This is a genomic window from Rhizobium sp. Leaf384 (assembly GCF_001424065.1).
Classification (GTDB): Bacteria; Pseudomonadota; Alphaproteobacteria; order Rhizobiales; family Rhizobiaceae; genus Ferranicluibacter.
In genome coordinates this window covers 13,840-39,932 of the sequence record NZ_LMQE01000008.1, presented here as the reverse complement: position 1 = coordinate 39,932, position 26,093 = coordinate 13,840, and the positions used below count along the sequence as shown (strand labels likewise).

The 26,093-nt window shown below is 61.5% G+C and carries 22 protein-coding genes; 8 read left to right on the top strand and 14 right to left on the bottom strand.

Annotated elements, in window-relative coordinates; all coding sequences use genetic code 11:
* Positions 1–62: 62 nt before the first annotated feature.
* The 7 genes from trxA to ASG25_RS18035 form a co-directional block, all read right to left on the bottom strand.
* Entirely contained in the window at positions 63–428 is a 366-nt protein-coding gene (gene trxA / locus ASG25_RS18065) for a thioredoxin (RefSeq protein WP_274533631.1), read from the bottom strand.
* A 60-nt stretch (positions 429–488) separates the two neighbouring features.
* Positions 489–4,058, bottom strand: a complete 3,570-nt coding sequence (gene addA / locus ASG25_RS18060) for a double-strand break repair helicase AddA (protein WP_062477284.1) — start codon at positions 4,056–4,058, stop codon at positions 489–491.
* On the bottom strand, positions 4,051–7,239 hold the full coding sequence (gene addB, locus ASG25_RS18055; protein ID WP_062477281.1) for a double-strand break repair protein AddB: 3,189 nt from the start codon (positions 7,237–7,239) through the stop codon (positions 4,051–4,053). Before addB ends, addA begins: the two co-directional genes overlap by 8 nt.
* Before the next feature lie 13 nt (positions 7,240–7,252).
* Positions 7,253–7,981, bottom strand: coding sequence for a nucleotidyltransferase family protein (locus ASG25_RS18050; protein WP_062477278.1), 729 nt, complete (start codon positions 7,979–7,981; stop codon positions 7,253–7,255).
* A gap of 109 nt (positions 7,982–8,090) precedes the next feature.
* Positions 8,091–8,702, bottom strand: coding sequence for an alpha-ketoglutarate-dependent dioxygenase AlkB (locus tag ASG25_RS18045; RefSeq protein WP_062478033.1), 612 nt, complete (start codon positions 8,700–8,702; stop codon positions 8,091–8,093).
* 137 nt (positions 8,703–8,839) lie between these two features.
* Complete coding sequence (gene arfB, locus ASG25_RS18040) at positions 8,840–9,274, bottom strand: alternative ribosome rescue aminoacyl-tRNA hydrolase ArfB (RefSeq protein ID WP_062477275.1); 435 nt, start codon at positions 9,272–9,274, stop codon at positions 8,840–8,842.
* Between the two features lie 130 nt (positions 9,275–9,404).
* Entirely contained in the window at positions 9,405–11,015 is a 1,611-nt protein-coding gene (locus ASG25_RS18035) for a phosphoenolpyruvate carboxykinase (RefSeq protein WP_062477272.1), read from the bottom strand.
* Positions 11,016–11,396: 381 nt separating this feature from the next.
* Here ASG25_RS18035 and ASG25_RS18030 point away from each other — a divergent pair, with 381 nt between their 5' ends.
* The 8 genes from ASG25_RS18030 (at position 11,397) to tsaE (ending at position 21,259) form a co-directional block, all read left to right on the top strand.
* Positions 11,397–12,128 carry a response regulator transcription factor gene (locus ASG25_RS18030; RefSeq protein WP_092935839.1) on the top strand — a complete coding sequence of 244 codons (732 nt, stop codon included), beginning with the start codon at positions 11,397–11,399 and terminating at the stop codon, positions 12,126–12,128.
* Between the two features lie 86 nt (positions 12,129–12,214).
* Positions 12,215–13,951, top strand: a complete 1,737-nt coding sequence (locus ASG25_RS18025) for a sensor histidine kinase (RefSeq protein WP_156379652.1) — start codon at positions 12,215–12,217, stop codon at positions 13,949–13,951.
* A gap of 10 nt (positions 13,952–13,961) precedes the next feature.
* Positions 13,962–14,465, top strand: a complete 504-nt coding sequence (locus tag ASG25_RS18020) for an HPr kinase/phosphorylase (RefSeq protein WP_244475124.1) — start codon at positions 13,962–13,964, stop codon at positions 14,463–14,465.
* Between the two features lie 172 nt (positions 14,466–14,637).
* Positions 14,638–15,039, top strand: coding sequence for a PTS sugar transporter subunit IIA (locus ASG25_RS18015; RefSeq protein ID WP_062477263.1), 402 nt, complete (start codon positions 14,638–14,640; stop codon positions 15,037–15,039).
* A 15-nt stretch (positions 15,040–15,054) separates the two neighbouring features.
* The gene (locus ASG25_RS18010; RefSeq protein ID WP_062477258.1) at positions 15,055–15,327 is read left to right on the top strand and encodes an HPr family phosphocarrier protein; all 273 of its coding nucleotides are present in this window, start codon (positions 15,055–15,057) and stop codon (positions 15,325–15,327) included.
* Between the two features lie 163 nt (positions 15,328–15,490).
* Complete coding sequence (ahcY, locus tag ASG25_RS18005) at positions 15,491–16,891, top strand: adenosylhomocysteinase (protein ID WP_062477255.1); 1,401 nt, start codon at positions 15,491–15,493, stop codon at positions 16,889–16,891.
* Positions 16,892–17,327: 436 nt separating this feature from the next.
* A complete protein-coding gene (locus ASG25_RS18000; protein ID WP_062477252.1) occupies positions 17,328–19,769 on the top strand; it encodes a PAS domain-containing sensor histidine kinase in 2,442 nt (813 codons plus the stop codon).
* Positions 19,766–21,259, top strand: a complete 1,494-nt coding sequence (gene tsaE, locus ASG25_RS17995; protein ID WP_062477249.1) for a tRNA (adenosine(37)-N6)-threonylcarbamoyltransferase complex ATPase subunit type 1 TsaE — start codon at positions 19,766–19,768, stop codon at positions 21,257–21,259. Before ASG25_RS18000 ends, tsaE begins: the two co-directional genes overlap by 4 nt.
* Before the next feature lie 6 nt (positions 21,260–21,265).
* On the opposite strand, the gene coaA is transcribed toward tsaE, so the two are convergent.
* From coaA to hisB, 7 genes are all read right to left on the bottom strand, one after another.
* Positions 21,266–22,225 carry a type I pantothenate kinase gene (gene coaA / locus ASG25_RS17990; RefSeq protein ID WP_062478027.1) on the bottom strand — a complete coding sequence of 320 codons (960 nt, stop codon included), beginning with the start codon at positions 22,223–22,225 and terminating at the stop codon, positions 21,266–21,268.
* Between the two features lie 32 nt (positions 22,226–22,257).
* Positions 22,258–22,578, bottom strand: a complete 321-nt coding sequence (locus tag ASG25_RS17985; protein ID WP_062477247.1) for a phosphoribosyl-ATP diphosphatase — start codon at positions 22,576–22,578, stop codon at positions 22,258–22,260.
* Entirely contained in the window at positions 22,575–23,384 is an 810-nt protein-coding gene (gene hisF, locus ASG25_RS17980) for an imidazole glycerol phosphate synthase subunit HisF (protein ID WP_062477235.1), read from the bottom strand. The genes ASG25_RS17985 and hisF overlap by 4 nt, the downstream gene beginning before the upstream one ends.
* A complete protein-coding gene (gene hisA, locus ASG25_RS17975) occupies positions 23,381–24,121 on the bottom strand; it encodes a 1-(5-phosphoribosyl)-5-[(5-phosphoribosylamino)methylideneamino]imidazole-4-carboxamide isomerase (protein WP_062477232.1) in 741 nt (246 codons plus the stop codon). Before hisA ends, hisF begins: the two co-directional genes overlap by 4 nt.
* Position 24,122: 1 nt before the next feature.
* Positions 24,123–24,773, bottom strand: a complete 651-nt coding sequence (hisH, locus tag ASG25_RS17970; protein WP_062477229.1) for an imidazole glycerol phosphate synthase subunit HisH — start codon at positions 24,771–24,773, stop codon at positions 24,123–24,125.
* Entirely contained in the window at positions 24,773–25,255 is a 483-nt protein-coding gene (locus ASG25_RS17965) for a DUF2628 domain-containing protein (RefSeq protein ID WP_062477226.1), read from the bottom strand. The genes hisH and ASG25_RS17965 overlap by 1 nt, the downstream gene beginning before the upstream one ends.
* Positions 25,256–25,406: 151 nt before the next feature.
* On the bottom strand, positions 25,407–26,012 hold the full coding sequence (hisB, locus tag ASG25_RS17960; protein ID WP_062477224.1) for an imidazoleglycerol-phosphate dehydratase HisB: 606 nt from the start codon (positions 26,010–26,012) through the stop codon (positions 25,407–25,409).
* Between the last annotated feature and the right edge of the window lie 81 nt (positions 26,013–26,093).

Below are 26,093 nucleotides of genomic sequence, written 5' to 3'. Positions count from 1 at the left end.
GAAGACGTCATAAAAAAACCCGGCTGCGAGGCCGGGTTTCTGATGTCTGGGAACGCGATCGCTCAAGCGGCCGCGTTGGAAATCCAGGATGTCAGCGCTGTCTTCGGCGCGGCGCCAACCTTGATGTCGGCAACCTCGCCGGCCTTGAACAGGGCCAGTGTCGGGATGGAGCGAACGCCATACTGCGCAGCGATCTCGGGGTTCTCGTCGATATTGATCTTGGCGACCTTTACCTTCCCAGCCATCTCGTTCGAAATTTCTTCGAGGCTCGGTGCGATCATCTTGCACGGGCCGCACCACTCTGCCCAGAAGTCGACGATGACCGGCTCCTGTGCATTGAGAACTTCATCCTGAAAGTTGGATGTATCGACTTTCACGGTCGCCATGATGCGCTCCTGATTTCTAAGTGCGGGTTTTACGGTGCGGATGACCCGCAAGGCATGTCCAGGATGTGATGATCCAGACGGTCAATTTCAATGTCCCCTATCTCATTTTGTCGCGAGGTCCACAAGCGCGGCATCGAGAAGCGCATCGGGCACCTCGATTACGCGCGGGCCCTCGGTGAAAACCAGGATGCAGCGGAAACGATGCGAGGGATAAAGCGGCCGCAGGATTTCCCGATAGATCGCTAGCTGCGTCCGGTACACCAAGGGCACGGCGCCGACATCGTCGGGAACTGTGCGATTCGTCTTGAAATCGGCAATCACGACAGCGTTGTCGGCAACGGCCAGACGATCGATTCGCCCGGAGACCGCGTGGTCGCGGGCTCCGAGCCGTAGAGTGCCCATGATCGATACTTCTGCGCGGCTGCTGGCGGAAAACAGCACGGAAAGCGCAGGATCCTCGATAACGGCGAGAACGGAGTGCACGATGTCCGACCGCTGCTTGTCGCTCCAGCCAGGGACGGCGCGCGACAGGTAGAGGGCGGCATCGCTCTCGCGATTCTGCTGCGGCCGCGCAGGCAGGACCTGCAGCAGCCGGTGCAGGACCGCACCGCGCAACAGGGACGGACCGGTCCGTCGGTCGTCAGGGAAAAGGCGGGAGCCCATCGTGGTGTCCGCCGCATCCGCCTCAACCGTGAAGCCGGCTCCGGAAGGGCTCAGAGGGCGGGGAAGGTGACGCTGCGGGGGCAGCGGCTCGAGGAGCGCGGGCGGCAAGTCCCCGACAGCATCGGCAGCAGTCTCGCGCGTGACGGCTTCGATGTCGAGATCCGTCCGCTTCGTCAGAGCCTGCCAGCGCGCACCGCTCCATTGCAGTTCACCCACGGAAAAATCGGCAGGCATCAAACGGCCTTCCGCATCTGCTGCAAGGCCGGCCTTGACCATGGCATGCCAGCTTTCGGGATTGTCGAGCTTGCCGCGATAGCCGCACACGATCAGGCGATCGGCCGCGCGCGTCATTCCGACGTAGAGCAGCCGGCGATACTCCTCCTCGGCGCTGGCCTTCAGGCGTTGGGTATCGCTGTCGATGAGGCTGTTGGACGGCGCCCGGGGTGGCCGCCAAACGGGGACGGTCAGCGTCTCTCCATCAGAACTGCGGCCGCGCGGCGACGGCACCATGCGAAGGGCCGGAACATGCTGATTGTTGAAAGCCTTGCCGCTGCCGTCGACAAGAAAGACCACCGGTGCCTCCAGACCCTTGGCGGCGTGAACGGTCATGACGCGAACCTCGTTCCGCTCCTTGTCCTGCTCGCGCTTGATCGTCGGCGCTTCCAGTTCGAGACCGGAGATGAAGCTTTGCAGCCCGGGAAGCCCATTGGCTTCGTGATCAAGGCAGAAGGTCAGAAATTCATCCAGGATATCGCTGACCTCACTGCCGAGCCGCGACAGAAACGCGGCGCGCCCGCCATCTGCCCCGAGCAGACGTGCATAAAGATCATGCACGGAGAGGGTATCTGCGAGCATCCGGTAGGTCGTCAGCCGGGCCACCACGGGCTTCAGGGTCGGAACGTCCGATGCCGCGAGCGCATGCCAGAGGCTCTGGCCGAGGGGTCGCAAGGTAGCGGCGTCTGCCAGGATCTCCTCGGTCACGGCAAAAAGCGGGCTCTTCAGGAGGGCGGCCAGGGACAGGTCGTCCTGCGGCAAAAGCAGGAACCGGCCAAGTGCCATCAGATCCTGCACGGCTATGTGCGCCGTCAGCACCAGCCGGTCTGCGCCAGCCACGGGAATATCGTGGCGCGTCTTTAAAGCGCGCATGAGCGCGTTCACAAAGGCATCGCGCTTGCGCACCAAGACGATCACATCCCCCGGGCGCATGACACGGCGCGTGTTCTTCTCGATGATGGTCTCGGTTCCGATCCAGCTGGCAAGCGTCGCCGCGATCCGCTCGGCCAGAATGTTCGCCGGCGCATTTTCCGGCGTGGCATCAAAGGCCGCGGTCCAGTCCTCCTCTTCAAGGCTTGGCGCCGGCGCGATCGCATCCCAGATTTCGACCAGACCGGGATGGCCGACGCGGTTGGAGGCGTGCACCACGGGCTCGTTGCGGGCGCTGAGCCCGCGCGCATGAGCAGGTTCGCGAAACACGCTGTCGACGGCGGACAGCACGTCCTCGGTCGACCGGAAGGAAAGCTGCAGCCGGACAGGGCTGAAGGCGAGACCACTGGCGTCGATTCGACGTCTTGCTTCGCGCTCCTCCTCCGAGAAGCGCTCCGGCCGCGCGCCTTGAAACGAGTAGATCGACTGCTTTTCGTCACCGACAGCAAAGAGGGTCCGATGGCGGCCGCGGGCGCTGTCGCCGGTAAAGAAATCCTCGGCGAGGGACCGGATGATCGACCACTGCACCGGGCTCGTATCCTGCGCTTCGTCGACCAGGATATGGTCTATGCCCTGGTCCAGCTTGTAATGCACCCAGGCGCCGACATCGGACCGCGTCAGCAGACGCGCGGTGCGGTTGATCAGGTCGTCGAAGTCCAGCTGGCTGCGGCTTTTCTTGATGTCCTCGTAATCCTGGGTAAGCCGTTCGGCGAGCACCAGGGCGGCTTGTGTCGCCTCGAGCATATGCAGAAGCGCCAATCTGTCGGCAAGCGACAGGACGGCGTCATAGGCGGCCTGCATCTTGTCTTCCAGATCAGGCGCCGCCTTGCGCAAGGGCGCAGAAAAAAATCCGGACATCGCAAGCGGCTTGCCTGACGATCCCGAAAAGAACAGGTTCCGAACGGCTTGGTAGCGCTCGAGCGGTGTCGTCAACTCCGCAACGGCTGCAAGCCCATCGGCAAAGCTGCGGACCTTTGCGCCGCCCGACGTCCGACAGAGGTCGATATAGCGCGTGAGATCCGCACCATTGAGGCCGGCCAGCGGCCAGAACTGCGCAACGACGTGATCGACTGTCTCCTCCGCCTCCAGGCCCAGAGCCTCGCGAAGAACAATTTCCGTGCCGCCGTGCTGTTCGGCTTCGCTGAAGAACGCCTGAAGTGCGGTGCGATTGGCCACAATCATCGAAAGCAGGCTTTCGAGCCCGGCGTCGTCAGCCAATGACAGGACGGTTTCGAAGGCGCCGGTCAGCACCGGATCGCCTTCCGTTGCGGCAGCGGTCAGGAGAAGGCGGCGTGCGTCGGCCAGGAGGATCGTCGCGGTTCGATCGTCCAACACGGAGAAATGCCCGGCGACATTGGCCTCGAGCGGAAACTGATGCAGCAGCGCTTCGCAAAAAGCATGAATGGTCTGGATCTTCAGCCCACCCGGTGTTTCCAGCGCACGCGCAAACAGACGCCGGGCTTCGGCGATGGTGGCAGCGCTCGGTGCCTTCCCTTCCAGCGCCTCGATCCTTGCCGAAAGCGTCGCATCGTCCAGCGTCACCCATTCCGCGAGACGCTCGAACACGCGGTTCGACATCTCGGCTGCCGCCGCCTTTGTGTAGGTCAGGCAGAGAATGGCCGAGGCGCGGCATCCCGAGAGCAGCAGCCTGATGACGCGCTGTGTCAGAACATGCGTTTTTCCTGATCCGGCGTTGGCCGACACCCAGGCCGATCGGTTCGGGTCGGAGGCGAGTGCCTGCTGCTGCGTCGTCCAGTCCAGCCAGTCAACGGCAGATTCGCTCACCGGTTCGAGGTCATCAGGCATCCCCTGTCTCCTCTTCACCATCGGCAGTGGACCATTCGGCCACACGCGCCAGATGATCATACTCGCCGCCGTACGACTTTTCCTTCTGAACGATCACGCGCGAGGCGAAGCCACGCTGTCCGACCTGTAGTGCCCGAAGCAGGCCGGTGAACTGGGCAAGTGATTCGTCCGCCAGCATCTCCGCGGTCTTCGGCTCGACGTCGCCTTTCGCACGCCCCTCATTGTTGACTTCGTCCACGTCGAACCGATCTCCGGGTTTCAGCCGGACGTAGAGGAGGGAGGAGGGGTGTCGCTTGCCGACCTCCTTGAAGGCACCGGCCTTCAACGCGGCTGCCTCGAGCGGAAGTTGCGGATCGAGCAGTGCGCGAGCCTCCCTTACCGAAGGGCTGGCGCCGGTTTTATAGTCGACGATCACCGCCGCGCCATCTGGGCCGATGTCGATGCGGTCTGCGATACCCGTCAGCTCGATGTCGGCAACGCCGACCTTGAATCTGGCGTAGCGCTCCAGGAAGGATTGCCGGATGTTATCTTTTCGGGAGATCTCCCAATCGATAAAGGCGCGTCCGACAGCGGCAAAGCGTGGCCGCCAGATCACGTCGATATGAACGGGCAGGTGCTGTTCGTCGAAGGCTTCATCGATCAGCTTCGTCATGATCATCGAGGCTTCGGGACTCGCGGGATCGACGTCACTCTTGGCGAACCGCTCAACGATGGCATGGTAGATCGTGCCGCGTTCGGCAGCGCCTGGGTCCGCATTGAACCCGTCTACCGGCTGGAGACGCAAGATGCGCCGCGCATAGACGGAATAGGGATCGCGGCGCAGCCGTCCGACCTCACTGAAGGAATAGCGCTGCGGCTGCAGGGCGAAATCCGGCTTGGGCTCGGGTCGACGCGCCAGCGGCGTGTCCGGCCGCGCGTCGAGCAGGGCGGCATAGCGCAGACGGTCTCGTCCGTTCTCCCGCAGGCGCTGACCGAGATCCTTGCCCCCGACGGCAAGGAGACGTTGCAGCCAACGTGAGGCGACGGTCGGGGTCGCGCCCTTTCGCAAGGATCTGCTGAACACGAGACGGCGCGTGCCGCAGGCCATCTGCAGATCGTGGGCAAGCTGGCCGATACGCCGCTCCGGTGGTTCCAGGCCGATGCCGGTCTTCATGCTGCGTGACAGGAACGGATCGTTTGCCGTCTGTCCCGGCCATGTTCCTTCGTTCATGCCGCCAAGCACAACAAGATCGACACTCTGGAGTCGCGCTTCCAGGGCCCCGAAGATGAAGACCCGGGGGTGCCGCATGGCCCGTGGCTTGACGGCAGACCCGGCCATCAGCGCCTCGACCGCCTCGCACCATTGTCCCCCATCGGCCTCGATCTGTCCGTCCGCCTCGATGACGGCGCGCAGCAGGTCGGCTAGAGCCTCGCCAGCCTCGCCGGACCAGAGGGCTCCGAGATCGCTCGTCTCGGTCATGGCGATGCCTTCCAGCGCCCGGCCGGTCCGCTCGGCCCACTCCGCAAGGGTCAGCGAGGTGCTGAAGCCGCCACTGCCCTTTCGTCGCCGCACCAGCATGGAAACGAGGGGCTCGACAGCTGCGGCAATGGCGCCAGCTGCGAAGCGGACCTCTTCGATGTCCGCATCCGTCACCTGTGTCAGCCATTCGGGTGCATGGCGGTCAGCCCGCCGGCTCAAAGCTGCCTCGTCAAGCAGGGGCCGGAGATCGGCAATGTCGGCCGGTGCCGTGCCTCCACGCAGAGCCAGCAATTCCAAGAGCGTTGCCGCCGGCCGAAAACGCTCGGCGGAAAGACCGAAGCGGGCAAGCGGGTGCTTGATCAGCGTGGTGATGGCGACGGGATCTCCAGGGCGCAATGCGACATCGAGCATAAGACGCAGAAGTGTGCCTTGGGGGGTGGATGCGAGCGGCGTTCCCGCGGAGTCGTCCGCCTCGATGCCGAAGCGCTGCAGCTCCGCGGCGACCCGACGCGCGAGATCGCGGTCGGGCGTGATCAGTGCAGCCTGGCATTCCTCGTCCTTCTGCAAGGCCAACCGCAAGGAAAGCGCGATGGCTGTTGCCTCTTCGCGCTCGTTGACGGCCTCGATCAGGGCTGCATCCGCAAACGCTGCCTCGACGCGTCGGGCATCGAGCGACCGTCTGACACGGTCCCAGGAACTGGTCGCCTCGACCGGCAGGAAGGCGTGCGACAATGTTTCTGCACGGTCGGCAAGATCATTTTCGACGGTGCCGATCGAAATAACTTCCGACCGGGAAATGCCCATTCGTCGCAGAAGTCGCACGAATCCATATTGCGGATGGCTACGACTGGCGGAATCGTCGCGGCGCGCAGTGTCCATGAGTGGCGGATCAATCAGGTTCCAGTCCGGTTCCGTCATGGTCCCGTCCAGCCCGGGGAGCACGATGGCGCCCTGGGCCAGCTTTTGCACGGCAAGGATGAGGCGGGCAGTCGCAGGAATGGAACCGGTCGAACCCGCGATGATGATCGGACCGTCTATGGCGCCCGCCGCAATCCGGTGACTTTCGGCCTCGAGCACGGCGTTGCGATGACGCGCGGGCGAGGAGCGGCTGAGTTCTGTAAGCCGCGCCGGCCAAAACTGGCTGGCGATCTCCAGGAATTCGAGCGTCAGCGTCCACCACTGCGCATAGTTGCTCGCATCAAGCGAGCTCAGGCTCGTCCAGTCCAGATCCTCCGTCTCGATGTCGTCAATGATCTGTACCAGGTTTCGGGCAAGCCAAAGGGCATCGGCCGGACTGGCCGGGGCGATCAGTGGGCTATCGCCATGAAGCTCGGTCACGATGCGCGGCAAAGTGTTACGCCAGGCAAGGATCAGCCGCGACAGCTCGATCAACCGAGCCGGGCCGGTCAGCGGCGGCGCAAGATCAAGGACGGCAGGAATCTCGGCATCGAAGAAGCCGCTGTCGTCGTCCGTCTCTCCCAGCGCCCGGATAACGGGGAGAATGGCCGAGCGGGCACCAAGGCAATCGACAAACTCCGAGCGCAGCACGCGCGCCGCACGCCGGGTGGGCACGAAGATCGTGACGCCGGCAAGCGACAGCGGGTCTGTTGGGTCGTACCGGTAGTCCGGAACGACCGTTCCGTCGCAGATCGCATGGACAAGCGTCTTCAAAAAGGGAACGCCGGCGGGGATCGTCAAGACGTTCTGTCGCGCTGGCGTCACGATCTACTCCCTTTCAATTTCCGGCTGCCAGCCGCGCGAACTGCGCTTCGGCCTTGCCGATGGCATCCGGCGTTCCCACCGTGATCCACTCGCCTTCGAGCATCAGACCGTACAGCCGCCCGGCGGCGATCGCCTTGTCGAAATAGATGTTGAGATTAAAGGCATCCGTCGGAGCATCGTCAAACAGCGAACTCATCATGGCAATCGCGCCGGCATAAACGACCGGCCGGGAAAGCCCCTCGGCATAACGCACGAGTTGACCGTCGGCTTGAAGCGAGAAATCCTTCTTGCCGTCATGTCCTGTCGTTTTCTCCAGTTCGACGCAGAGAAGCAGCATGTCCATGAGCGCGGGATCGAAAGCCTCGGCCAGTCGCACGAGGTTGCTGCGGCCCTCCGGCTCTCCGATCCAGAAGAGATCGGCATTCATGACGAGCACGGGTCCGGCATCGAGGAGCGAGAGACCCTTGGCAAGTCCGCCGCCCGAGTTCATCAGGCGATCGCGTTCATCGGAAATGCGGATAATGGGTGCAGCGCGGGCGTGGAGATGGGCTTCCATGCGGTCCGCGAAATGATGCACGTTCACGGCAGCGGTCTTGATACCGGCATCAACCAGAAGATCGAGCACATGATCGATCATCGGCTTGCCCGCGATCGGCACCAGCGGCTTCGGCATCGTGTCGGTAATCGGTCGCAGGCGCGTTCCGAGCCCTGCGGCCAGCACCATGGCATTGTCTATGAGCATGTGCCTTCCCTGATTGACGCCTTGATTCGCTATCAAAGCTTGCATCATTTCCGAAACCCGGCAGGGTTCAAGGACGCTTACCTGCAGGTGGCACGTTACCAGCCGTTTCTCAAGGCGTGACGCGGCGGAGTGTGAGGTTGAGACGTCCGCCATTCTTCAGAAGCGTTGATGTCGCGGGGTAGATCCGATCGACGCCATGAAAAGCAAGCCGGCTTTCTCCAGCCAGCACGACGATATCGCCGCTCGACAGCTTGAACGAAACCGTCCGGTCGCTGCGTTCGCGGCCGCCGACCCGAAACAGGCAGGCATCGCCGAGTGACACGGAAACGACAGGCGTCTGAAGATCCTGCTCGTCTTTGTCCTGATGCAGCCCCATCCGGGCCGTCTCCGCATAGTAGTTGACGAGACAGGCCTGCGGCGGCTTCGAGGCACCGGCAATGGTTTGCCAGAGATCAAGAAGGCTTTGCGGAATGTCCGGCCAGGGCCGTTGCGTCACGGGATGAACCGGCTGGTAGCGATAGCCAAGAGCCTTGTCCGTAACCCAGCCAAGCGTGCCGCAATTCGTCATCCGCACCGAGAGTTCCTTGCCGGTTTTCGGCATGGCCGGGCGGTAGAAGGGCGCGGCAGCGACAATGTCCCTGACCTCGCTGACAAGAGCTTCCTGTCGATCGCGATCCAGAAAGCCGGGAATGTGGCGAAAGCCTTTTGGCAGGACCAGCATGACCTTCTCCTGTGTGCGTTGCTGCCAGACGGTCGAGGCGCATCCCGCGGTGATGACGTCTCCCGCCACCATTTCATCAAAGCTCTTTCGGCCGACGGGTTGTTTCGTCAAAGAGATCGCCGGACTGTCTTCATTCTCTATTCGCCATCCGGCCGGCCGCGCATCTTCTTGACCTCTCCGCGTCCGCTTTTGGCTTTGAGACGACGTTCGACCGAGCCGCGGGTCGGCTTGGTCTTGCGGCGTGGCGGAGGTGGAGGTTCGGCTGCCTTCAGGATCAGCGCCTTCAACCGCTCCCGCGCATCCTCACGGTTGCGGTCCTGGCTCCGGAAACGATTGGCCTCGATCATCAACACGCCATCCTTTGAAACCTTGCGACCGGCAAGACCAATGGCAATGTCGCGGATGCGCTCCGGCAAGGAAGGGGATGCGGCAATATTGAAGAAGAGCTGAACGGCTGTCGCCACCTTGTTGACATTCTGCCCACCCGGGCCGCCTGCCAGCACGAACTGTTCGCTCAGCTCCCAGCCGGCAATCACGATCCGATCGCTGATATAGAGGGGGTCGCTTGCCATTCCGTCACCTTTCGTTCCCTGTTTATTCCAGCTCTGAGAACATTGTAAACCGGGCAGAACGAGAAAACCCGACGCTTGGTCAGCGCCGGGTTTCACGTGAAAACATGGATGCGGCGTTTCGGGTCCGCATCTACTCGGCAGCGATCGCCAGTCCCGGTGCCGCATCCCGCACACCGCCATCGACATGGCTTTCAAATTTGGTGAAGTTCGCCACGAACATGTCGGCCAGTTTTCTGGCCTGTGCATCATAGGCCACCCCGTCTGCCCAGGTCGAGCGCGGGTCGAGAATACCGCCCGTGATGCCGGCGACCTCGACAGGAACCGCAAAGCCGAAATTGGCATCGATGCGCATTTCTGTCTCCGCCAGCGAACCATCGAGCGCAGTCGCCAGCAATGCGCGTGTCGCGTTGATGGGCATGCGACGTCCCGTACCATAGGCGCCTCCGGTCCAGCCCGTGTTGACGAGCCAGCAGGTCACGTCGTGCCTTGCAATCAGTTCCCGCAGCAGATTGCCGTATTCGCTCGGATGCCGTGGCATGAACGGCGCGCCGAAGCAGGTCGAGAAGGTGGCCTCTGGTTCGGTGACGCCCTTCTCCGTACCAGCAACCTTGGCGGTGTAGCCGGAGAGAAAGTGGTACATAGCCTGATCGGCGGTCAACTTGGCGATGGGCGGCATGACGCCGAAGGCGTCGGCCGTCAGCATGATGATCGTCTTGGGATGACCGGCCGTGCCTGTTGCGCTGGCATTCGGAATGAAATCGAGCGGGTAGGCGCAGCGGGTGTTCTCCGTCAGCGAGCCGTCGTCGAAATTCGGAACCCTGGCGTCATCCAGGATCACGTTTTCCAGCACGGTGCCGAAGCGCTTGGTCGTTGCAAAGATTTCCGGCTCTGCTTCGGCCGAAAGACGGATCGTCTTGGCGTAGCAGCCCCCTTCGAAGTTGAAGATGCCATCCGTGCCCCAGCCATGTTCATCATCGCCGATGAGCGTGCGCTTCGGATCGGCCGACAACGTCGTCTTGCCGGTGCCGGAAAGACCGAAGAACACCGCAGAATCGCCATCCGGACCGACATTCGCCGAGCAATGCATCGGCATGACACCCTCCCTCGGCAGCAAGTAGTTCAGTGCCGTGAAAACCGATTTTTTCATTTCGCCGGCATAGGATGTGCCGCCGATCAGCACGACACCGTTGACGAGATCACAGGCAATCACCGTTTCCGTGCGGCAGCCATGACGGGCCGGATCGGCGCGGAAATGGGGTAGATCGATGATCGTGAGTTTCGGCGCGAACGTCTTCAGGCTTTCGCGATCCGGACGGATCAGCAGGTTACGGATGAAAAGGGAGTGCCAGGCGAATTCGGTGATAACGCGCGTGGGCAGAGCGTTGTCACTGTCGGCGCCTCCGATCAGATCCTGTACATAGAGCGAACGACCGCGGGCATGGTCAAGCATGTCGTTGTAGAGCGTTTCGAAGTGCGCCGGAGACATTTCCTTGTTGTTGTCCCACCAGATCTGGTCGGTCGTGTCTGCATCGCGCACGATGAACTTGTCCTTGGCAGAGCGACCGGTGTGCTGGCCGGTCAGCGCACGCAACGCACCGTCTGCGGTAACCTGTGCTTCGCAGAGACGCAGGGACTCTTCATAGAGTTCTGCAGGCGTCAGATTGTAGCGCACGGCGACGACGTCTTTGAAACCGAGTGTAGCGATCCCGAGATCCGGATTGCGAATGCCAAATTCTTTCATGAGCGCTGCTCCCCTGCGTTGTGTCGTGACCGCAACATGCGGGAGAGTTCTCGAAAACGCAAGGCAAGACACAGGAAAATCCAATAAATTCAATATATTAATCGATTTAAAGGAAATTATTCAATTTTCAATCGGTTTAAGTAACAGGTTAAAATAGGGGCTGGAGTCGGTGAAGATCGACTTTCGCCCATCTTGTGCCCGCGCAACATTTTCGCTTCGCCACAATTTGTTCCACCTTTATACTCATGAACGCGCGCCGGCCTCGGCCGACCTCCCCATGCGGAGTTCTGTCTGTTCTGGCCGGCCTCTGTCGATAATGCCTCTCTCTGCAGGAGACGGGCAGATGAGAGAAGGCGCGAAGATATGATGGAGCGGAATACAATGCAGACCATTGCACTTGTCGACGACGACCGGAACATCCTGACGTCGGTTTCGATCGCGCTGGAAGCGGAAGGCTACAAGGTCGAAACCTACACCGACGGTGCCTCTGCGCTCGACGGTCTCCTTGCGCGCCCGCCGCAACTCGCCATCTTCGATATTAAGATGCCGCGCATGGACGGAATGGAGCTTCTGCGCCGCCTTCGGCAGAAGTCGGACATCCCCGTCATCTTCCTGACATCCAAGGATGAAGAGATCGACGAACTCTTCGGTCTCAAAATGGGCGCCGACGACTTTATCACCAAGCCGTTCTCCCAGCGCCTTCTGGTCGAGCGCGTGAAGGCGATCCTGCGCCGCTCGGCCAATCGGGAGGCAGCCGCTGCCGCCGGTCCCGCTGGCCTGCAGAAGATGAAAGACGACATTCAGGCGCGGTCGCTCGAGCGGGGCCAGCTGTCGATGGACCAGGAACGCCACACCTGCACCTGGAAGAACGAGCCCGTGACGCTGACGGTGACCGAATTCCTGATCCTGCATTCCCTCGCGCAGCGGCCCGGTGTCGTGAAAAGCCGGGACTCCCTGATGGATGCAGCCTATGACGAGCAGGTCTATGTCGACGATCGCACCATCGACAGCCACATCAAGCGGCTCCGCAAGAAATTCAAGATGGTCGACAACGACTTCGATATGATCGAAACCTTGTATGGCGTCGGTTACCGGTTCCGCGAATCGGCCTGAGGCCTGAACAGCGCGCGAGCGGGAGAGGCTGAGCATCAGACGTGGCGGATATCACGAGGCATGCGGCGATCGAGGATGCGGACGGGGTGTATCGCCCCGGCCGGCGCTGGGCGCATCCCTTCACCCTGATCCGCCGCCTGTTCGGCAATGCCGTCTTTTCGAGCCTCACGCGCCGTATCCTGTTTTTCAATCTCGTGGCGCTCGTCGTGTTGGTCGGCGGCATCATGTACCTCAATCAGTTCCGTGAAGGTCTGATCGACGCCCGCGTCGAGAGCCTGCTGACGCAGGGCGAGATCATCGCAGGTGCCATCGCAGCCTCGGCGTCGGTGGACACCAATTCCATCACCATCGATCCCGAAAAGCTGCTCGAGCTGCAGGCGGGGCAGAGCATCACGCCGCTGCCGCGCGACGAAGACCTGGAATTCCCGATCACGCAGGAGCGCGTTGCGCCTGTGCTCCGGCGGCTGATTTCGCCCACCCGAACCCGTGCCCGTCTTTTCGATGCCGACGCCGATCTCCTGCTCGACAGCCGTCATCTCTATACCGGCGGGCAGGTTCTGCGCTTCGATCTGCCGCCGATCGAGCCTGAGAACGAGACTCTGACGGGCAGGCTCAACACCTGGTACAACCGTATGCTCCAGCCGGGCAACCTGCCGCTCTACAAGGAGCCTCCAGGTGGCAACGGATCGATCTACCCCGAAGTCATGAACGCGCTGACCGGTGTGCGCGGCGCGGTCGTCCGGGTCACGGAACAGGGCGAGCTGATCGTCTCCGTTGCCGTCCCCGTGCAGCGTTTCCGCGCCGTTCTTGGCGTCCTTCTTCTCTCGACCCAAGCCGGCGATATCGACAAGATCGTCCACGCCGAGCGGCTGGCGATTATCCGTGTCTTCGGTGTCGCCGCTCTCGTCAACGTCATCCTGTCGCTGCTTCTGTCGAGCACGATCGCCAATCCCTTGCGCCGCCTGTCGGCCGCAGCGATCCGCGTACGCCGCGGCAGCGCCAAGGAGCGTCAGGAAATTCCCGATTTTTCGTCGCGACAGGACGAGATCGGCAATCTCTCGGTGGCCCTCCGCGATATGACGGGCGCGCTCTACGATCGCATCGCCGCCATCGAGAATTTTGCCGCCGACGTCAGCCATGAGCTGAAGAATCCGCTGACCTCGCTGCGCAGTGCGGTGGAAACCCTGCCGCTTGCCCGCAGCGACGACTCCAAGAAGCGTCTGATGGATGTCATTCAGCATGACGTGCGCCGGCTTGACCGTCTGATCAGTGACATTTCCGATGCCTCGCGGCTCGACGCGGAGCTTGCCCGCAGCGATGCGCGCATTGTCGATCTCGAAAAGCTGCTCGGCGATCTCGTCGATATCTCGCGACAGGTGCGCAACAAGAAGAAGGCGGTGCTGCTCAACTTCGTCGTGGAGAGAAAAGACAACCCGAAGGCGCGCTTCGATGTCAGCGGCTATGAACTGCGCATCGGGCAGATTATCACAAACCTCATCGAGAACGCCCGTTCCTTCGTGCCGGAAGAGGGCGGACACATCATCGTACGGCTGACGCGCAACCGCACGCGCTGCATCGTCTATGTCGAGGACAATGGCCCGGGCATCCAGGCCGAGGATATCGACCGTATCTTCGAGCGCTTCTATACCGACCGGCCGGACGGCGAGGATTTCGGACAGAATTCGGGCCTCGGTCTCTCGATTTCAAGGCAGATCGCCGAAGCGCATGGCGGCACGCTGCGGGCCGAAAACATGACGGATTCTCACGGGACGATCACCGGCGCGCGCTTCATCCTTTCGCTGCCCGTCGGCGAGGCGGCGTGAGCCCGGCGCGATGATGTCCGACGACAATGCGCCGGAACGCGATCGAACAAACCCTGATGGTGTGATGGCCGACGGCGCGGTGCCTCGCAACATCCATGCGACCGCGATTGTCATCGGCACAATCGGCTATGTCTTCGTCGGCCCCTCTGGCACGGGCAAAACCAGTGCCGCGCTTGCTTGTCTTGCTTCCGCCGCGCGTCGCGGCTGGAACGCGGCTCTCGTCTCGGATGATCAGGTCTTGGTCTGCCTGCGCGGCGGGCGTCTCATTGCCCGCGCGCCGGTGAGCATTGCGGGCCTTGCCGAGCTGCGCGGGGTCGGCCCCATTCCGCTTCGGTGTGTCCCGGCAGCCGTTCTCTCCGTTGCTGTCCTGCCTGTCCTGCCCCCCTTCGAGGTCCGGGTCGCACCGGAGGCGGAGATCTGGCGGACGGGTCCTGCAACGCTTCCCTTGCTCCGGCTTCCGCTTCTACCGGGCCTTGACCCGCTCGATGCACTCAGCCGTTTTTCAGCTCTTTAAATGTCGCAGTCTGCACAGATTTTGCTCATGTGATCCGTGTTTTAGGATTTTTGACTTGCACTCCGGCATTTCCTCGCCAAGATGACCGCCCCAAGGCGGATTGAAATTGTTGCATTGCGGCATGGTAAGTTTATCGTCCGCCGAAGGGAAAAGGCAGTTGGAGCAAAGACACATGATCGGACTTGTGCTTGTCACGCACGGCAAGCTGGCTGAAGAGTTTCGTCATGCGCTCGAACACGTCGTAGGGCCGCAGAAATTCATCGAGACCGTGTGTATCGGCCCTGAAGATGACATGGACCAGCGGCGTCAGGACATCCTGACGGCCGTCATCGCTGCCAACGAGGGCAATGGCGTCATCATTCTCACCGACATGTTCGGTGGTACACCGTCCAATCTGGCGATCTCCGTCATGCAGAGCGGCACGGTCGAGGTCATCGCCGGGGTCAACCTGCCCATGCTGATCAAGCTGGCCGGTGTTCGGGGCGAGAGCGACATGGACAAGGCTCTGGTGGAGGCATCCGAAGCCGGGCGCAAATACATCAACGTTGCCAGCCGCGTTCTCAGTGGCAAATAACGGACGCAATCCTTCATGACTCTGTCGCGGGACCTCCAGATCATCAACAAGCGCGGTCTTCATGCGCGTGCCTCCGCCAAGTTCGTGCAGACGGTCGAGGCTTTCGATGCCGAGATCCATGTCACGAAGGACGGCATGACCGTTGGCGGACTTTCGATCATGGGATTGATGATGCTGGCTGCAAGCACGGGCAGTTCGATTTCCGTCACGGCAAGCGGCAATCAGGCAGAAGAAGCATTGGAAGCGCTTGATGCCTTGGTGCGGGACCGGTTCGGCGAGGAGATCTAGGGATATAAACATATAAAGACGTCTTTATATGTAGGTTGCCTGCAGACGGATTTTCTGCTAGAGGACGATCGCGCCCCGGCTCTGCCCGGGCAACGAGATCAGTGCGCCTGCGGTCATCGAGCCTTCATCTCCCGACCCGGCGTGCCACCAGCGGAGAGCCTCCATGAGCACGACCAACGACTATCTGGTAGCCGATATCGGCCTGGCCGACTTCGGCCGCAAAGAAATCACGATCGCCGAAACCGAGATGCCGGGCCTGATGGCTTCGCGCGAAGAGTTTGGTGCGTCGAAGCCGTTGAAGGGTGCCCGTATCACCGGTTCGCTGCACATGACCATCCAGACGGCGGTTCTCATCGAGACGCTGGTGGCCTTGGGTGCCGACGTTCGGTGGGCATCGTGCAACATCTTCTCGACGCAGGATCATGCCGCCGCTGCCATCGCGGCTGCCGGCATTCCGGTCTATGCTGTCAAGGGCGAGACGCTGACGGAGTACTGGACCTACACCGACAAGATCTTCCAGTGGACCGATGGCGGCGTCTCCAACATGATTCTCGACGATGGTGGCGATGCCACCATGTACATTCTGCTCGGCGCACGTGCCGAAGCGGGTGAAGATGTCCTGTCGAACCCGGGATCGGAAGAAGAAGAGATCCTGTTCGCCCAGATCAAGAAGCGTCTGGCTGCGACACCCGGCTTCTTCACGAAGCAGCGCAACGCGATCAAGGGCGTCACCGAAGAGACCACCACCGGCGTCAACCGCCTGTATCAGCTGCATGCCAAGGGGCTGCTTCCTTTCCCAGCCATCAACGTCAATGACAGCGTGACCAAGTCGAAGTTCGACAACAAGTATGGCTGCAAGGAATCGCTCGTCGACGGCATTCGCCGTGGGACCGACGTGATGATGGCCGGCAAGGTTGCCGTGGTCTGCGGTTACGGCGACGTCGGCAAGGGTTCGGCAGCCTCCCTGTCGGGCGCGGGTGCCCGGGTGAAGGTGACGGAAGTCGATCCGATCTGCGCCCTCCAGGCTGCTATGGACGGTTTCGAAGTCGTCCAGCTCGAAGATGTCGTTTCGAGCGCCGATATCTTCATCACCACGACCGGCAACAAGGACGTCATCCGCATCGAGCACATGCGCGAGATGAAGGACATGGCGATCGTCGGGAACATCGGCCATTTCGATAACGAGATTCAGGTTTCCGCCTTGCGGAATCTGAAGTGGAACAATGTCAAGCCGCAGGTCGATCTCATCGAGTTCCCCAAGGGCAACCGCATGATTCTTCTCTCGGAGGGCCGTCTTCTCAATCTCGGCAACGCGACGGGTCATCCGTCCTTCGTCATGTCGGCCTCGTTCACCAACCAAGTGCTCGCGCAGATCGAACTTTTCACCAAGGGTGAACAGTACGAAGCCGGCGTGCACATCCTGCCGAAGCACCTTGACGAGAAGGTTGCCCGTCTTCATCTCGCCAAGCTCGGCGTCAAGCTGACAACGCTGTCCGACGAGCAGGCGGCCTATATCGGCGTGACGCCGCAGGGTCCGTTCAAGGCGGATCACTACCGCTACTAAGGCGGGAGTCATCGCGCCAAAAAGCCATGAGGAGGCCGTGCGCTGCAGAGCGTACGGCCTCTTTTTTGTCTCCCTGCTTCCCGCCTCCAAGGGTAGGGACTATGCTCACCTGTATCGATTCGGGACGAAGATGCGGCACTGACGCGGACCGAGTGGAAAAAAGCGTTGGTTTTCAGGACGAAACGCGGTGCACCGTAAGCGGCGGGCAAGCATGAACGCGTAACGATCCCGGAGAAGACGATATTCGTTCAGCGGCCTTGTCAAAGGCCATATGGACGGCGGACGTGTGTCCAACGGTTCTCGCCATTTTGGCCGGAGACCAGCCGGGCACCGTGCAACGGGGACAGGCACGATGACGAAAGCTTCTTGGAACGCCGGACGAACGCCTGCGGAACCCGGCGTAACCCGTGTGGGCGGACGACCTGCTCGACGCGGAATGCCCTTGTCTTCGATCCTTCGCCGCCTTGCCGCCGGTTCTGCCATGGGGCTTCTCTCCGGCGAGGCCATGGCCGCGGAAGGCGTCACGAACGTCTTTCATTCCTCCGAAATCATCACCTTTTCGCTGCTGACCGGTGCCATTGCCGCCGCCATGATTTCTGCCGTCTGGGTCATTCGCCAGCGCAGCACAGTCGAGACTGACAACCGCGATTTGAAGACCGCGCTTGCCGATGCGCGCCAGAGCATCTCGCGCTTTCAAGCGCTGATTTCCGACAAGAACCGCAGCATCGTGGTCTGGGATGGTCCGGCCGAAAAACCGGAATTCCTTGGCCAGCTTCCGCCCGAGACGGGCGCGCCACAAGACGACCGCGATTTCCTGGCATTCGGTCGCTGGATCAAGGCAACGTCTGCCAGCGAACTTGAACGAGCCATCGATCGCCTGCGCACTTTCGCCGAGAGCTTCGACCTCGTCGTGCAGACAAACCGCAATGAAATTCTCGAGGCACAGGGACGTGTTTCGGGGGGGCGCGCCTTTGTGCGCTTCGTGGCGCTGAACAATCTGCGCGAGGAATTGGCCGAACTGACGCTCGAGCGCGACCGGCTGCGCGGTGATCTTGCAAGCCTGCAGACGCTTCTGAACGCCGTGGACATGCCGGTCTGGCAGCGCGGCCGGGACGGACAGATCACTTGGGTCAATGAAGCCTATCGCGATGCCGTGGAAGCCCCGAGCGCAGATGTGGTGGTTCAGGAAGGGCGCGAGCTCTTGGCGACGGTTTCACGTGAAAAAGCCAAGGCGCTTGCCACGTACGACTCGCCCTTCCGGGACAAGATCTCGACCGTCGTCCGCGGCCAGCGGACCTTTTTCGATGTTGTCGATGCAAAGACCACCTATGGCACCGCCGGGATTGCGCACGATGTCAGCGCCATTGAGGCCGTTCGTGAAGAACTGTCCCGTACGCTGAAGAGCCATGCAGAGACGCTCGATCACCTGGCGACGGCCGTTGCGACCTTCGATGGGTCACAGCGCCTGCAATTCTACAATCAGGCTTTCCAGACCCTCTGGAATCTCGAAACCGCCTTTCTTGCCCGCCGTCCCGGCAACGGCGAGATCTTCGACCAGCTGCGCGAAAGCGGTCGTCTCCCAGAGCAGCTCAGCTGGAAGCAGTGGAAGGAACAGGCCCTTTCGGTCTATCAGGCGATCGAGACCCAAACGGACATGTGGCATCTGCCGAACGGTCAGACCTTGCGCGTCTTTGCAACGGCGCGCCCACAGGGTGGTGCGACCTGGGTATTCGAGAATCTCACCGAGCGCGTCGATTTGGAGACCCGTTACAACACGCTGGTGCAGGTCCAGGGCGAAACCATCGATCATCTGTCCGAAGGCGTGGCCGTGTTCGGCCCCGATGGGCGCATCAAACTTTCCAATCCTGCGTTTCGGGCGCTCTGGGGCGTGACCGAAACCGAAGTTGCGCCGGGCACCCATATCCGTGCCATCGAGCAGGCCTGCGCCGTTTCCTACGATCAGCCGGACGGCTGGAAACGGTTTTCCCATGCCATTACCAGCTTCGACGACGAGCGGCCTTCCAGCCGCGGCATGTTGGAATTGCGCACCGGTCTTATTCTCGATGTCGCCATTATTCCCCTCCCCAACGCACAAACGATGCTGACCTTCGTCGATACGACCGACAGCGTGCGCGTCGAGCGCGCTTTGACGGAGAAGAACGAAGCGCTGCGCATGGCCGACTCGCTGAAGAACGATTTTGTCCAGCACGTGTCCTATGAACTGCGCTCACCGCTGACCAACATCATCGGCTTTGCCGACTTGTTGAAAACGCCCGCGTTTGGCGAGCTTTCTCCGCGCCAGGCAGAGTATGTCGATCACATCTCCACTTCCTCGTCGCTCCTTCTGACCATCGTCAATGATATTCTCGACCTTGCGACGGTGGATGCCGGCATCGTGGAGCTCGATCTCAGCGAAATCAATCTCACGGATTTTCTCGACGAAGTGTCACAGCAGATGGCGGACCGTCTGCAGGAAAGCTCGGTCACCTTGCGTATCGACACGCCGGACATGCTCGGCACGTTCGTTGCCGATCACCAGCGCTTGAAGCAGATCTTCATCAAGCTTCTGACGAACGCCGCCAACTTCGCCCCGGAAGGCAGCGTCGTGGGGCTGTCCTGCGCGCGCGAGGGCAGCGATTTCGTCTTCACCGTCAGCGATCGGGGTCCCGGCATTCCCAAGGACGTGCTGGAAAGCGTCTTCCATCGGTTCGAAAGCCATGGTCAGCGCGGCGGCGCCGGCCTCGGCCTTTCCATTGTCGATAGCTTCATCACCCTGCACCACGGAAAGGTGCGTATCGCGACCCGGGAAGGCGCGGGAACCGAAGTCATCTGCCGCATCCCGTCGGGCGTGCTGGCGAAAGCCGAAGCAGCGGAATGACCGACATGCTGCGCCTGCCGCTTCCCGATGAAGCAGCCACGATCATGCTGGGCGAAGATCTGGCGCTGGCGCTCAGATCCGGTGACGTGGTCGCTCTTTCAGGAGACCTCGGCGCAGGAAAATCGACCCTCGCCCGTGCACTCATCCGCGCCATCGCCGACGACCCCTTTCTGGAGGTGCCTAGTCCCACCTTCACGCTCGTGCAGTCCTATGATCTGCGTGTTCCTGTTTCGCATTTTGATCTCTATCGCTTGGGTGACGCGAGCGAGGTGTTGGAACTCGGACTGGATGAACTCGCATCGAACGGCATCTGCCTGATCGAATGGCCCGAGCGGGCAGACGGCTACCTACCGGGAGAGAGCATTACTCTCGCGCTGGAACAGGACGGAGATGGCCGCATGGCCATTCTGTCCGGCAGGGAATCGACCCTGTCTCGCATACGCCGCAGTCTGTCGATCCGAAGCTTCCTCGACGATCACGGGCTTCGCGGTGTCTCCCGCCGCCATCTCAACGGCGATGCTTCGGTGCGCGGCTATGAGCGCATTCGGCGGCCTGCCGGGCCAGACCTCATCCTGATGGATGCACCCCGCACCATTCCCGGCCCGATCCTCGAGGACGGAAAATACTATCAGCAGATCGCTCATCTCGCCGAGGATGTCAGCGCGTTTGTCGCCATCGACCTCTATCTGCGCGAGCGCGGTTTTGCGGCGCCTGAAATCCGCGCCCACGACATCGATTCCGGCATCCTTCTTCTGGAGGACCTCGGGACGGATGGCATCCTCGACACGGAGGGTGCGCCGATTGCCGAGCGCTATATCGAGACAGCGCGCCTCCTGGCCCGGCTGCACAGCGAACCCGTGATGAACAGACTACCGCTCCCGGAGGGGCGGGTTCACCTTGTTCCGGCGTTCGACCGCGCCGCCATGAAGATCGAAACCCGGCTGCTTCTCGACTGGTTCCTGCCCCATCATCGCGGCACCGCCGCCACAGCGGAAGAACGCGAAAGCTATGGGGCGGTCTGGGATCGGCTCGTGGACCAGTCGGAGCGCGGCGAGACGCATCTCCTTCTACGCGACGTCCACTCACCGAACATTCTCTGGCGCGACGACAGAGCCGGCATCGACCGCGTTGCCCTCATCGATTTTCAGGATGCCATGATCGGCCCGACGGCCTACGACGTGGCCTCGTTGGTTCAGGATGCGCGCGTGACCATCATGCCGGAACTCGGGCAGGCGATCCTCGACGCCTACATCGCCGAGCGTCGTCGTCTCGGCCCCTTCGATGATGCCGCGTTCATCGAGCAATTTCATCTCATGGCTGCGCAGCGTAACTGCAAGCTGGTCGGGATCTGGGTTCGGCTCATGCAGCGGGACGGCAAGCCGGCTTACATGAAACACATGCCGCGCACGTTCGCCTATCTTCGCAAGGCGCTCGACCACCCGTCGCTCGCGCCTCTCGACGCCTGGCTTCGAGGCGCCAAACTTCTGTAACCTCCTTTAGAGCTTGCGAAGCGCAACGGTGTGAACCAGATGGTTGGCGCCTTTCTGCAGGATCAGGTCTGCACGCGGCCGCGTCGGCAGGATGTTGCGGCGCAGATTCTTAAGGTTCGTATTCTGCCAGAGGCCTTCGGCGATCGACAGCGCCTCTTCCTCGCTAACCTGGGCGTAGCGTTTGAAGAAGGACTCCGGATTCTTGAACGCTGTCTGGCGAAGCCGCATGAAGCGATCGACATACCAGGAGTGGATCAGCGTTTCGTCGGCATCGATATAAATCGAGAAGTCGAAAAAATCCGACACCATCGGCACGATCTTGCCGTCTTCCGGCAGGTCGCGCGACTGGAGGACATTGATGCCCTCAAAAATCAGGATATCCGGACGGTCCACGACCTGAAACTGGTCGGGCAGAACGTCGTAGACGAGGTGCGAATAGCTTGGCGCCTTCACATTCGGCTGTCCGGCCTTGATGGCCGAGAGAAAACGCAGCAGAGCGCCGATATCATAGCTTTCCGGAAAGCCTTTCCGGTTCATGATGTTTTCGCGCATCAGAATGGCATTCGGGTAGAGAAACCCGTCCGTCGTCACGAGATCGACCTTGGGACTCGATGGCCAGCGGGACAGAAGTTCGGCCAGAATACGGGCGGTGGTCGATTTTCCGACTGCCACCGACCCGGCAATACCGATCACAAACGGTGTCTTGGTCTCATCCGAGATTGTGAGGAATCGCTTGCGCTGCTCGTAGAGGATCTGCGACGCCTCGACATGGGTCGAAAGCAAGCGTGACAGCGAAAGATAGATTCGGCGCACCTCGTCCAGATCGATCGGGTCGTTCAGGGAGCGCAGCCGACGGACTTCGTCAGCCGTCAACGTCAGCGGCGTATCCGCCCGAAACTGCGACCAGGCATCGGCAGAGAAGAAGTGGTAAGGGGAATAGTCTCGCCTGCCGAGATCATCCGGCATATCCGCTTCACCCCTGTTCTGCGGCGCAATGGTCACGTCTTTCGGCTCGCCTTCTCCGCAAGGCCGGACCGGACCGTGCGTCCTTCCAGTTCCTCCAGAACCTCCTGTAACGGAACATCCGCGATTTTCAATACGACCATGAGATGATAGAGCAGGTCGGCACTCTCGGACACCAGTTCCCTGCGATCCCCGGAAATGGCAGCGATCACCGTTTCCACGGCCTCTTCACCCAGCTTCTTGGCAGCACGCGCCTGTCCTTTTTCAACGAGCTTCGCCGTCCACGACAGGTCTGGAGAGGCTTTGGCCCGCTCCGCGACGATGGCTTCGAGATCGGACAGTGAAAACCCGGTCACAGGATGTTCTCCGCCTGCGCAGAGCCATCGAGCCGCATCGGAATGCCTCGATCCGCCATGTAGCGCTTCGCTTCGCCGATGCTGTAGGTTCCAAAATGGAAGATGGATGCCGCCAGAACTGCTGTTGCGTGCCCATCGCGAATGCCCTGCACCATATGGTCGAGCGTTCCCACACCGCCGGAGGCGATCACCGGAACAGAGACACGATCGGCAATCGCGCGGGTGAGATCGAGATCGTAGCCGATCTTGCTGCCATCGCGATCCATCGAGGTTACCAGCAGTTCGCCTGCCCCGCGCTCGACCATCCGCGCTGCGAAGTCCACAGCGTCGATACCGGTTGCCGTGCGGCCGCCATGGGTGAAGATTTCCCAGGCGCTGGTACCTTCTACTCCCGGCGTCACGCGCCGTTTTGCGTCGATCGAGACAACGATGCACTGGTTGCCGAACTTGTCGGCAGCCTGGGCAACGAAATCGGGATCGCGCACGGCGGCGGAGTTTATGGACACCTTGTCGGCACCGGCCAGGAGCAATCGCCGAATGTCGGCGACGCTGCGCACGCCGCCGCCGACGGTCAGCGGCATGAAGCAATGTTCAGCCGTCCGTTCCACGACGTCGAAGATCGTATCGCGACCGTCCGACGACGCAGTGATGTCGAGGAAGCAGAGCTCGTCCGCACCGGCTGCATCGTAAGCCTTGGCGGATTCGACCGGATCGCCGGCATCGATGAGATCGACGAAGCTGACGCCTTTGACGACGCGGCCGTCCTTGACGTCGAGACAGGGGATGACGCGGGCCTTGAGAGTCATGCTGCACGTCCTCTAGCACGGAGAACAGCGAGCGCCTCGGCAGGATCGATCCGGCCGTCATAGAGCGCGCGCCCGGAAATCGCACCTTCCAGCTTGACCATGTCGGGCGCGGCGAGGCGATGAATATCATTCATGGAGGCAAGGCCGCCTGAAGCGATGACCGGGATCTCGACCGCATTTGCGAGCGCCAATGTTCCCGGCCAATTGATGCCCGCCAAGATGCCATCGCGATCGATGTCGGTGTAGATGATGGCGGCAACGCCGGCGCCCTCGAAACGCTGCGCCAGCTCGATCACGCCGAGTTCGGACGCTTCCGCCCAACCTTCGACGGCAACCCTGCCGCCCTTTGCATCGATGCCCACGGCGACCTTGCCGGGGAAAAGGCGGCAGGCTTCCTTGACGAGGGACGGATTGCGCACCGCAACGGTGCCAAGGATGACGCGGGCGAGGCCCTTGGCGAGCCAGGTCTCGATATGGGCGAGCGTGCGGATACCGCCGCCAAGCTGTACGGGATTGCTTGTTGCTTTCAGGATGGCCTCGACCGCCCCGCCATTGACCGTCTCGCCGGCGAAGGCGCCGTTGAGATCGACCACATGCAGCCATTCAAACCCCTGATCCTCAAAAGCTTTCGCTTGAGCGCCGGGGTCCGGATTGTAGACGGTGGCCTCCGCCATGTCGCCGAGCTTCAGGCGAACGCAGGCACCGTCTTTGAGGTCGATCGCAGGAAATAGGATCATGTCAGGGCTTCCAGCGCAGGAAATTGGTCAAAAGAGCAAGACCGAGCGTCTGGCTCTTTTCGGGATGGAACTGAGCACCGGCCTTGTTATCGTGCGCAACGAAGGCCGTTACCGGTTCCCCATATTGCGTCGTTGCAATGAGGTCTTCGGCATTTTCGGTCGCGAGATGGTAGGAGTGCACGAAATAGGCATGCAGTCCATCAGGCCCGGTCGGGATGCCGTCGAACAGCGCGTGGGGGCGACCGAGCGTCAGCGTGTTCCAGCCGATCTGCGGAATCTTCAGCGAACGATCTGCCGGTTTCATTTCGACGACATCGCCCTTGATCCAGCCAAACCCCTGCGTCGTCGCCTTTTCAAGCCCGCGTGAGGCCATCAACTGCATGCCGACGCAGATGCCGAGAAACGGCTTTCCCGCCTTTTCGACGCCCTCGATGATGGCGTCGCTCATGCCATCAACGGCAGAAAGGCCGGCGCGGCAGTCGGCATAGGCGCCAACGCCGGGCAAAACGATCCGGTCGGCGGTCGCCACGCGATCGACCTTGTCGGTAAGGTCGATCTCGGCATCGATGCCGGCCTCGCGAGCGGCGCGCTCGAAAGCCTTTGTGGCGGATCGCAGATTTCCGGATCCGTAATCGATGATCGCGACGCGCATCAGCGGCTCCCGTAGGTGTCGAACAGGCCGAAGCCCGGATTGGCAGGGTCGCCCGCCCGCCCGCCATTCTGGTGGGAGCCAAGACGTGGCAGGGGCAGAGCAGGATCGGCCACAAGGCCTTCGAGGGTCGCGCCGTACATGGCTTCAGCCGTCTTTAAATCGGGTGCCGGCAGGACGGCCGCAAGTGTGAAGCCGCGCTTTTCCAGTCGACGTGCGAGATAGGTCGGCCCTTCCAGCGCCACAAGCAGCCGAAGCGCCAACTCGATGAAGATCGCTGCAACACCGGCATCTGCCAGTCCACCCGCCATAGTCATCGCGGTCTGCAGGATGAAAACGGCAACGCCCGCCATCCACTGGCGTTTGAAAAGAAGCCACAAGGCGGGAAACACGAAGGCCGGCCAAGCGAAACGATCGGCCAAGAAGACGGCATCCGCACTGTCGCGCCCTGCACCCGGCGGGAGATAGACGAGAAACGGTGTCATAAGCGGCCTGCTCTCAAGACGAAATTCGCTTTCTGAAGCGGAAGAGGTGGGCTTAACCGGAGAGATCGGGCGATCCGATGCCAATGCACAGACACGGTGCGGGCTCGAATACGGGTGCGGCGTCTTTCGCCAATCCCTTGCTCCTCACGCGTTAGGCCAGCGTTCCCTTCGTCGAAGGGATGCGACCTGCCTGGCGAGGATCGATCTCCGTTGCCGCGCGCAGTACACGCGCCACGGCCTTGAAGCACGTCTCGGCGATATGGTGGTTGTTCGCGCCGTAGATGTTCTGCACGTGCAGCGTGATACCGGCGTTCTGCGCCAGCGCGTGAAAGAATTCCCGCACCAGTTCCGTATCGAACGTGCCGATTTTCGGCGCCGAGAACGCAACGTTCCAGACGAGAAACGGGCGACCGGAAACATCCACCGCGGCGCGGGTCATTGTCTCGTCCATCGCAAGGTCGATCGAGGCATAGCGCGTAATGCCGCGCCGGTCGCCGAGCGCCCTCGCGATCGCTTGGCCAATGGCAATACCGGTATCCTCGACGGTATGGTGATCGTCGACATGCAGGTCGCCCTTCGCCTCGATCACCATGTCGATCAGGGAATGACGCGACAGCTGGTCGAGCATATGGTCGAAAAATCCGACCCCCGTCGAGATCGTCGATGCCCCGGTTCCGTCGATCGAGACGGACACCGAGACGGACGTCTCATTGGTCTTGCGGGATATGCTGCCGGTGCGGCCTTCTGCCTCTGCCATCGGGAACTCCGGTGTGTGAAAGTCGCCTGATATCAGGCCGGCCGGTAAATATCCAGCTTCGATTGTCGCCTGTCGTCCGTG